This window comes from Cuniculiplasma thermophilum (assembly GCF_052315355.1).
In the GTDB taxonomy this organism is placed as follows: Archaea; Thermoplasmatota; Thermoplasmata; order Thermoplasmatales; family Thermoplasmataceae; genus Cuniculiplasma.
Genome location: NZ_JBLSDF010000048.1, coordinates 1 through 10202 on the forward strand (window position 1 = coordinate 1; position 10202 = coordinate 10202).

The 10202-nt window shown below is 39.2% G+C and carries 6 protein-coding genes and 2 pseudogenes; all 8 read right to left on the reverse strand.

Annotation, left to right across the window (positions count from 1 at the left end):
- Positions 1 to 279: 279 nt before the first annotated feature.
- The gene (locus ACNF42_RS07875) at positions 280 to 1143 is read right to left on the reverse strand and encodes a hypothetical protein (RefSeq protein WP_443340210.1); all 864 of its coding nucleotides are present in this window, start codon (positions 1141 to 1143) and stop codon (positions 280 to 282) included.
- Between the two features lie 85 nt (positions 1144 to 1228).
- Complete coding sequence (locus ACNF42_RS07880) at positions 1229 to 4096, reverse strand: ABC transporter substrate-binding protein (RefSeq protein WP_443340211.1); 2868 nt, start codon at positions 4094 to 4096, stop codon at positions 1229 to 1231.
- Between the two features lie 290 nt (positions 4097 to 4386).
- Positions 4387 to 4758, reverse strand: coding sequence for a hypothetical protein (locus ACNF42_RS07885; protein WP_443340212.1), 372 nt, complete (start codon positions 4756 to 4758; stop codon positions 4387 to 4389).
- Positions 4721 to 6172, reverse strand: a complete 1452-nt coding sequence (locus tag ACNF42_RS07890) for an oligopeptide/dipeptide ABC transporter ATP-binding protein (RefSeq protein WP_443340213.1) — start codon at positions 6170 to 6172, stop codon at positions 4721 to 4723. The genes ACNF42_RS07885 and ACNF42_RS07890 overlap by 38 nt, the downstream gene beginning before the upstream one ends.
- A pseudogene (locus tag ACNF42_RS07895) lies at positions 6173 to 6790 on the reverse strand (ABC transporter ATP-binding protein); the annotation flags it as partial.
- Between the two features lie 438 nt (positions 6791 to 7228).
- Positions 7229 to 7741: pseudogene (locus tag ACNF42_RS07900) on the reverse strand (ATP-binding cassette domain-containing protein); the annotation flags it as partial.
- Positions 7742 to 7745: 4 nt separating this feature from the next.
- A complete protein-coding gene (locus tag ACNF42_RS07905; protein ID WP_443340215.1) occupies positions 7746 to 8741 on the reverse strand; it encodes an ABC transporter permease in 996 nt (331 codons plus the stop codon).
- A 10-nt stretch (positions 8742 to 8751) separates the two neighbouring features.
- Complete coding sequence (locus ACNF42_RS07910; protein ID WP_443340217.1) at positions 8752 to 9825, reverse strand: ABC transporter permease; 1074 nt, start codon at positions 9823 to 9825, stop codon at positions 8752 to 8754.
- Positions 9826 to 10202 lie beyond the last annotated feature (377 nt).

A 10202-nucleotide genomic window follows, 5' to 3' on the forward strand; every position in this document is an offset into this window, starting at 1 on the left:
GGAAGACCTGAAAAAAAGGATTCTAAGTTACATAGAAGAGACAAACAGCGAACCTGTTGTCTTCACGTGGAAATACAGGATGGATGAGATGCCAGGTGGAATAGGAGCATGATATTGCAAGTATAATTAGGAAACGCTATATTAGAAGCTTCCTGAAAAGTTCCTCTGATTTCACAAAATGAAAATGAATGAGTGTTTATAACTTACCCCCAAAGAGTTGAAGAGATCCGGAATTAATAACCCATGCTGTTTTAAAATTGATTAAATTTTAGATTCCAATTAAATCGGTACCACAATCTCCTCACCCTTGTTCTTTCTCCTATGGTAATCCGGAAAATCAAAAACCTTGAAGGAGATAGTAAAGTAATATATCATTGAAGCAACCATTGAAATGGAAAATATGAGCCACTTTATTCCGAATGCGCCACTGATCAGAATTGGTTCTATCAGTCCCAGAATTGATAGAACAAGTATGAATATGAAATAGTTAAGCTCCCTCTTCCAGTTGCCTGTCAATTCGTTTCTATTCTTAAATGCGTAGGAAAATACATAATATATTACAAGAATCATAACTATGGAGAATATCACAGAACCATAGGTTACATAGATTGAATTACCTATCAGGGCAGGATCTGCAAGCTGCATCAATATTACTGATTCCATAATTCTTCTGGATATTCCACCGTGAATCCTAAGAAGTAGCACAAATAACATCTCTATTATCATTGGAATTAGAAAAAGATAGTTTGTGACAGATGCACCTATGAGGTTTAATGCGTTGGTATAGATTCCCCGGGTTCCAAAACCATAGGCAAGAGTGTATAATAGAAAGGCCATTGAAACCTCATTCCAGCCAACAAGAACTGCAAACCATTTTGCGTGAGAAGGATTCATGGTCCTTAAATTGCCGTTAAAACCCTCCAAAAGAAGATATGAAAGAATGACAGACATTTCAAACATTGAAATATTGAAGGCAGCAACATTATTAATAAAACCATTGGGAAATATGATGTAATAATTAATGGAGTTCAACATACCGGACATCATTGATAACAGGAACAGGACAACAGATATGGAAACATTGTTCATTTTAGAATAGTTTTTTGAAACGTAAACAACCACGTAAACAATGAACGGTGTCATTAAAATTTCAGTTAAAAGAATGAAAATTAAATTTTGCACATCAGGTTATTAAAAAATAGTATAAAAAATTAAAAAATTTTTATTATCAGCTTGCCGGAGCCATATCGTTGTACAGATAGTAAGCACCGAACCAAACCGTGTTCATCTGGTACGCTTCTGCCTGAGTGAAGTTCACCGTTGATGAGAGTACAAGGAATTCGTTAGCCTGTTCCGTGTATACGTAGTATGTCATGTTTATGAGGTCTCTGTTTTCCATCCAGAAGTACTTCAGTGCAGCCTGTGTGCTTACCTGGTTTGTACCGTTTGCATAATCTGCAAGCATCTGTTTCATTATCATGGCCTCAGTTACATTGTGGTATGGGTTTGATGTGTTGTAGCCGAACCACCAGGGTGTAAAGTCGTTTGGTCCTGGGTATGTGGTTGTGTTCAATGGGTTTGCCATTGGGTTCAGGTAATCTGTTGGGAATGGATAGTCTGGAGCCCAGCCAAGTAAGTATATTGGCATTGGGTTCTGTCCCTGTACCTGGTTTCCGAGCAGTGTTGGGAACGCAGTGGGTATAACAGGGAAGCTTGCTCCAGTTATTATCTTAGACAGATTGCTGCCCCAGGCAGTTGCTCCGTTAAGATCCACTGGATCGGCAGAGAATATGTATATGGGTATATCCAGTTTAGCTCCCTTGTAAATATAGTCACCAGCACTGTTCTTGGTTATGGTCATACCAAGACTCTGTATGTTGGAATTGTTATTCCAGTGTTTAAGGAATACCTGCCAGTTTGACATAGCTGCAGCCATGTTGTATGATATACCATCCTGTGAGAGCCATGACTGGTTTGCTGAGTTGTTGAGTTGTGAAAATGGAACTCCACCTATCATACCATCAGGTATCATACCGGCATAGTTAACTGCAAATTGCGTGTTAAACAGTGCATTACCAACATCCTGGTTAAGGTAGAAGTCGTGTGGGTATGCAAATGCAAAGGCTCTTCTGGCGTGTATTGAGGTGAACATATCGAATGGCATATTTATTCCAGGTGTGGCTGCTGAAGCCATAGTGAGATTAACGTTCGCATTGAAATTGTACCAGAATATATCTATGGATGGTCCACTAGCAACATTGACCTTTCCAGCCTTCTGCAATGCCTGAACCTCATTCCATGATGAAGTAGGTATACCAGCGGCCTGGGAGGCACCGCTCTCAAGATCCAGATATGTGGTAGAGGGCTCTGCGATATATTCTATCACGATGTACTCATATGATGGGTAGAGAACCCACTTATTTGGAGACGTGAAGTTAGGATTGACCTGCAGAACAACCTTTGCCGCCTGAGATTCGGAGAACAGGGTGTATGGTCCGTTTGCATCTATATGGAACTCCACATAGGTGTTGTAATCTGATGGGTATGCCTGGTTTATGTAAGCTTTAAATCCAGCGGGTGTAAAGGTTATTCCTGCACCGTGCTCAATTAACCACTGAGCGCTTGTTATGTAGGTTCCAGATGTATAGAATATCTGGTAAACCAGCGCTTCAGCCATCGGCTTCTGGAAGTGCATAAATACCTGGTTAGTCGTGTTGCTGTATGTTAGGTTCTGGGTTATGTTATAGTATGTGTTAGATGCATAATAGTTACCAGGTAACAGATACTGGGCTATGATCCATCCGGGGTTGTTTGCATTAGATGTGAATAAGAGATCTCTCACAAGAGAGTAATACACATCATAGGCAGTAACTGGTTGACCGTTCCAGAAGGTTGCGTTTGCCCTTATTGTCCATGTGTAGTTTTCACCAGGTGTCACATTTACGGCGTAATTGAAGTTTCCACTTGCGCCCTGTGCAGTGGTTGCATGGACTGTGTAGTTGTGGTAATGCGTGTTAATTCCGTGGCCAGGGGTTGGCAGGAAGGCTGCAAGATATGGAGAATAACCACTTACATCTGAACCGTTGTAAATGGTCAGCTGCTGGTATGTGTTTGCGAGTATTTCATCACTGACTGTATCATAGGCTAGCTGTGGGTCAAGAGTTCTAAAACCACCAGTTTCCAGTTCAGCATTTGTGAATGTACCGTGAGCCTTTGTGGGCTGTGTAACAACAGGAAGTACAGCTACTTCACTTGAAGGTGCTGTAAGGTAATTGTAGTATGTGATTATAGACGTTGAATTTTTAACGGCTCCAGTTGTTGCATTAACCAGACCGGTATATGTAGCAACCTCTGCTACTACGTATGTGGATTTTGATGGAGTTGATATGGTCATGGTTGCGTTTGTTGCGTTAAGGACATAGGAACCCTGGTAGAATCCATAGTTGAATGTGGTTGAAGGCTGTGCTGTTCCATTGAAGAATGGAGTTACAACCTGTTTGTATACCTGGTAAGAAGTGTTTGAAGGTTCTGTGAAGTAACCTACCAAAAGAGATATCTTAGCACCTGGGGTGAATATGTTGTTGGATGTGAATGAGGATATCAGACCTGTGGATGCACTTGTGTTAACAGCAAGAAGTCCGGCAGATTCGGTTGATGATATCAGGTTTGGTGAGACCGTAACCAACTGCTTTTCATATATTGGTCCTACTGTTCCATTGGAAAAGGTCGGCTGAACAGTAAGTATAAAGGTACCACCTTCACTATAAGTATGGTTCAAATATAACAATCCAGTGCTTAAGTCAGCATAAACACCATTACTTACACCACTGGATGTTACTGTACCAGCTTGCATATCTCCAAAGTTATAGACCACAGACTTCAAGGCAGCATGGAAATTCACTTCGATTGAAACCGCCTGATTGGATGATTTTGTTACACTTGCAGTTGGCTTTTGTACCAACTCATATGCTGCAAATCCTCCGACTGAGACTACTATTACTATGGCCACTATTATTGCAATCAACCTCGCCTTTCCACCACCAGATGGTGGTGTGAATGAGGGAGATGCGGGTCCATTAGCACTATTTTCCGTCATTTTTTTCCTCCGATTTTCTTGATAAACAAAAAAGAGATATTTAAGTTTTAGGTTTATTATTCCACCATTATATAATGAATCCACTGATTCCGTAAACAGAATGATTTTAAGATCATCTTCTAAATTAATTAGTTTTTTACATATTATTTTGAATATTTGCTGAAAATAGTTGAGGAAAAACTTTCATCTGATGGATATGACAGTGAAGATCATGTAGTGGAAAACTCGGTCCAAGGAAATTTTCAATATAGCTCTTGCCTCTTTGGACATAATTAACAGGTTTAAAATTTCTAATAAGTTTCCCCATAGATTTTTTTTCTTAACTTTGTAAGATAAAATGTGATCTCATAGTAAAATAGTAAAATTTCTATTGTACCAATTGCAAATACAAAATATATTTCATAAAGGCCACCAAAAATATTATAGGGATATGCATATAAGAGCATTTTTCTAAGGTATGACGAAGAGTAGTAGGATTGCAGTAATACAATTACAAGATTAAAGAAGAGAATTGAAAAAAAATAACTGTATCTTATGAAATCTGAGAAGATATAAAGAAAAATTTCCTTTCGGGATAATTCCTTTGAAGAGAGAGCCCATCTCGAATTTTCCCTTCTTTTATCCCTAGAAGTTAATTTTGGTTTTTGTCTGTTTCCCTGCATCATCATTAACCTTTTGTTTTTCGTCAAAGTAATTGTAATCGTACAGGAGGCAGGAGACAAAATGACCTTTTCTTGGCTCTTTGAGGGTTGGCGTATCGTATTCAAGTAATGATATTATAATGGTTCCTTCCTCAGAAAAGTCCACAGATTCTACCGCTGAATACTTTACTCCGCCTTTTTTGGCTGATTCCTTTAGGAGCATTTGTTTTATCTGTTCCTTCACATTCTCCCTATCAAATTCCTGTCCCTCCTTGAATACTAGCTCTATTATGTTTTCTTCTTCATCAGAAACTATCTCTATTATCTCGGGTAAGGATGAAGCTTCCTGATTTCTATAGGGATCAAGCATTTCCTTGATTGGGTTTATCAGATCCCTCGGTGACCATCCACAATTTTTCATGGCAACTGGACATCTTGGGTGGAAGTAGCAACCCTTTGGTGGGTTTGCAGGACTTGGAATTTCACCCTCCAGGATTATTCTCTCTCTCCTAATTGCAGGATCTGGGATAGGTATTGCTGAAAGAAGTGCTTTAGTATATGGGTGTAGCATATCCGTAAACAGCTCCTCTGTTTCAGCAAGTTCCACTAACTTCCCGAGGTACATTACAGCCACCCTATCAGCCATCATTCTTATAACGCTCAGATGGTGACTTATGAACACATATGAAATGCCTCTGGAAGCCTGAAGTTCTTTCAATATATTCAATATCTGAGCCTGAACTGAAACATCCAAAGCTGAGGTCGGCTCATCCAGCACGAGAAGTTTTGGTTCAATGGATATTGCCCTCGCAATCCCAATTCTCTGTCTCTGACCCCCACTAAACTCGTGAGGGAACCTGTATAAGTGATCTTCACTCAATCCAATCTCGGAAATTAAGCTAATTTCCTTATCAAGAATCTCATTTTGACTCATGTCTGTTAGAAGTTTCATTGGTTCTGCAATTGAATCCTTAATCAGTTTTCTTGGGTCAAGTGATGAAAATGGATCTTGAAAGACAGGTTGCATAATCTTTCTGTATTCCTTTAACTTGTGATGATGCATTCTTGTAAGGGAGTATTCCTTTGCGATTTCGTCAAAGCGATCTTTCAGGTCCCTGTATTCATCTGATTCCATGCTTTCCTCATCGAAGAGAGAGAGCCTTCTGTCTATCTCCATCACTTCTTTCATCACATCTTCTGGGACATCTATGAATACGTCTCCTGAAGTTGGTTTTATTAATTGTAAAATGCTCCTGCCGAGAGTTGTCTTTCCGCATCCTGTTTCACCAACAACCCCTAAAGTTTCGCCTTCCATCAATGAAAAAGTAACAGAATCTACAGCCTTCACATAACCTTTTCTCCTTCCAATTCCCCCAGATATCTGGAAATATTTTGTTAAATTTGAAACGTACAGTAATGTTTTTGCGTCATCCATTTAATCCACCTCTGACTCGTCTGAATATAGAAAACATGCAACCTTGTGCTGAGGAGATATTTCAACCAGCTTTGGTTTTTTCAGTGAGCAAATATCCATTGCAAATTTACACCTTGGATGGAAACGACATCCACTTGGAGGAGTTATGAGGTTTGGAACAGTTCCTGGAATGGTGTCCAAACGAATCTCTCTTTCTCTTTTTCGATCCGCTCTTGGAACTGAATTCATCAAACCCACAGTATAAGGATGCTTTGGATCGTTGAATATTTCCGTTGTTGATGTCTCTTCTACCAAATTTCCAGCGTACATAACGCCTACTCTATCACACATTTCAGCTATAACTGCCAGATCGTGCGTTATGAAGAGAACACCCATTCCTATAAGCTCGTTGAGATCCTTTATAATTTCTAGAATTTGAGCTTGGGTTGTAACATCCAGAGCGGTTGTTGGTTCGTCTGCAATTAGCATCTTTGGATTTGATGCCAATGCCATTGCTATCATTGCCCTTTGCTGCATTCCACCTGAAAGTTCATGAGGATATGAATCAACTACAATTTCAGGGCCTGCAATGTTCACAAGAGATAGCAATTCGATTGCTCTTCTCCTAGCCTCCTTTCTGAATGGAGCCATATAGTGTTTTTCAGCAAACCTTAATTTCATCCTAAGCACAAAGAATCTGTTATTTATGTATTTCCTCAGGGCCTTTATCTGTTCATGTTTTTGATTTCTGACTGCTGTTTCCCCAGTTCTTTCAGCCTGAATTTCCTCAAGGGTAAGTTGAAACATCTGATCCCTGTAATAGTAGTATTCCCTTATTTCAGTAATCAATTTCATGTCAGTGTTTTTCTTGTTTTCCTGTATCATATTTATAATTTCAGTTTTAACATAGGAATCATCAGTTGAATTCTCAATCAATGATCTCAGACTTTCCTCAAACTCCTGAATTCCAAATTCTGTAACAAAGTTGTTTATGACTTTTTTCTTTCTTATATCATCATTTTCACTTTTGAGGTTTTTTAAGAATTTATCAAGATCATTACTGTTCAGATTATTCCTCTTAATAATGCCGTCACTTATGCTCAGTATATTATGCAAAAGGATGGATTCCATTATTTGATCTCCAATCCTCATTGTTGGATTCAGTGCCAGAAATGGCTCCTGGAAAATCATTGAGATTTTGTTTCCCCTGATCTGGGATAGAATCTCATTATGCCTCTTGCTTGCCCTTTTATTTCTCTTGATTTTGACATCAGTCTCACTTCTAATTCTAATTTTTGCAAGGCTCTTCAAATCTGACAGAATATTGAAAGAGTCTATGAAAATCTCGCCACCCATTATTCTTCCTGGTGGATCTGGAATCAAATCCATTATGGAAGTTGAAGTGACACTCTTTCCGCACCCGCTCTCTCCAACGAGACCATAAATCTCTCCAGGATATATCTCAAAACTGACCTTATCAAGAGCCTTAACTATACCCTTTGACGTGAAGAATTGAGTTACAAGATCCTTCACTATTATGTATGGCTTAGATTTACTTACTTCCTTTATGTTTTCTTCCTGAGTAATCATCTTTTTACCTCCTCATCTTGGGATCAAGTACATCTCTCAATCCATCACCTAGAATATTCACCCCTACTGTGAAGATTAGAAGGAACAGCCCCGGTACAAATACCGGCCACCATATGCCGAATGGAAGATATGTCTGACCCTGTGAAATTAACTCACCCAGTTCAGGAGTATATTGAGTTACCTTAATCACATTTCCTAAACCCAGGTATTCAACAGTGGCAAATATAAGAACTATGGAACCAAGATCCAGTGATATTTGCACGAAGACTGGTGAAAGTACATTTGGAATTACGTGAACAAATATATTTCTGAGCTTGGATGATCCCGATGCAACTGCAGCCTCTATGAATCTGGATGACTTAATTGACAGGGTAATCGAACGGGTTAACCTTGCATATGTTGGCCACCAGATAATTATAAGTGCCAATGCTATCAATGAAAAACCATTAATCGGTGCATGAGCTTTTGCAAGACTGTATGAGAGTATAGTGGTAAATGCTATGGCCATTATAAGAAATGGGATACTGTAAAATATATCGGTAATTCTCATCATCAATTCATCCCAAAAGCCGCCATAGTATGCAGAGATTGTACCTACGAATATACCTATTATTGCACCACTTAAGACTATCAGAAGGCTGTATCCCAGGTCTATATATAGAGCGGAAAGAATTGCCGGAAATAATGGTATGTTTGCATAAGTCGTCCCTAGATAATACCACCATCCACCATTCAAAGTGGGACCATGTGGATAACCTGTACCTAAGTATCCGCCGTTAAAGCGAGTCATGGATGTAACAATACCTGGTCCTGCCCCAAGATACTGTGGATACACATAATCCATTAAAGCCAATATAAAATAAACTGACGTTATGATGAGACCAGTCAATGAAACCTTGTTTTTCAAAACAAGCTTCATCGTTGCTTTGAAATCTTCTAATTTTGGTCTCCTCTTCTTCTGCACTCCTGATCTTTTAAAAATACTAACTGTTGACTGCATTTATTTCACCCTAATACCTTATCCTCGGATCGAGGAACGCATATACTACATCAACTATCAAATTGGTAATCATAAGAATTATCCCAAAGAACAGTACTGTACCGGCCACTCCGTAGAATTGAATGTTCAATCCAGTTATAGTTGCCAGAGTCAGTCTTCCCATTCCTCTAAGGTCGAAGACATCTTCAATCACAACAACTCCACCTAATAGCCCGGCCATCAACAGACCAATAACAGTCACAGAGGGCAAAAGAGCATTTTTCCTTACGTGTCTTCTTAATACAAGTTTTTCTGGAACACCCTTTGCTCTTGCAGTTTTTACAAATTCCTGATTGGCTGTGTCAACCATGCCGGCCCTTATAAATCTTAACAAACCAGCCAATATACTTAGAGTTAGGACTGCCACCGGGAGAATAAGATGTATGAAGGCACTATATGCTATAGTAAGATTGCCATGGAGAAGCGCGTCTACAAGAAGCATATGAGTCGGTTCTGATACATTGTTCACTATCCATGGAACCTTTGTTGTGGAAGGATATCCTTCGCCACTTATAGGAAGCCCGTATGATCCAAGCACGCCTATGTTTCTCCCAAATATCATCTGAGCGAGGATCGCCAGCCAGAAAACAGGCATAGCATAAATTCCAAGCGAGAAAATTCTGCCTATAGCATCCGAAGGTGAGTTTGGCCTAGCGCCAATGTAAGTACCCAGGGGAATGGCAATTATTATGGATAAAATTACGGAACCAATCGCAAGCTCAAGGGTGAATGGCAAAAATTTCTCAATTCCCCCCATAACTGAACCAGTGTAAAAAGTTGTATACATCACTCCCAGGTTCCCGTGTATTATGTCGTTTAAATAATACAGAAACTGAACAGGCAAAGGCTGATTGAGTCCCAGAAATGCAATGGCCTCCTTCTTTTCAATAATCCTCTCCTGGGCGTCAGCTTTTTGCGATATGAAACTAGCAATTAAATCCGAAGTGGGAACCGCACGTAGCAGTATGAAGGTCAGCAATATTAGACCGAACAATGTAGGTATTAATATCAGTAGCCTTCTTATAATGTAATACCTTAACTCCATTGTTAAGTTATAAAAAACCACACTATATAACCTATTTGGTTTCTGCATAATCTATTTGTATTTCAGTTTCAAGGGGAATCAACGTTTATTGCCTGAAATATAACAGACAAAAATGATAAATTTCCGTGTATAAAAATCCATAATACTACTTTTGTAAGTGCAGAATCTGAAATCAGTTAAAACTGAATATGAGGTATGGTTAAATGCCAAATACTATAAGGAATATGAAGTATGGAGAGGATTTCTAAAAACCCATTTCCCTGAACAGATAAGGGAACAATAACATTTATTCATGGGATAGCCATGTTACTGTGTGAGTGACCTTTACGACACAGTTCTTAGGGAAAAGTACAGGCAATATTTTGTGAATGATCCAC

Coding starts and splice junctions, on each gene's coding strand:
- ACNF42_RS07880 (WP_443340211.1), bottom strand. CDS start 4,096: ATGACGGAAAATAGTGCTAATGGACCCGCATCTCCCTCATTCACACCA.
- ACNF42_RS07890 (WP_443340213.1), bottom strand. CDS start 6,172: ATGGATGACGCAAAAACATTACTGTACGTTTCAAATTTAACAAAATAT.
- ACNF42_RS07875 (WP_443340210.1), bottom strand. CDS start 1,143: ATGACACCGTTCATTGTTTACGTGGTTGTTTACGTTTCAAAAAACTAT.
- ACNF42_RS07910 (WP_443340217.1), bottom strand. CDS start 9,825: ATGGAGTTAAGGTATTACATTATAAGAAGGCTACTGATATTAATACCT.
- ACNF42_RS07885 (WP_443340212.1), bottom strand. CDS start 4,758: ATGCAGGGAAACAGACAAAAACCAAAATTAACTTCTAGGGATAAAAGA.
- ACNF42_RS07905 (WP_443340215.1), bottom strand. CDS start 8,741: ATGCAGTCAACAGTTAGTATTTTTAAAAGATCAGGAGTGCAGAAGAAG.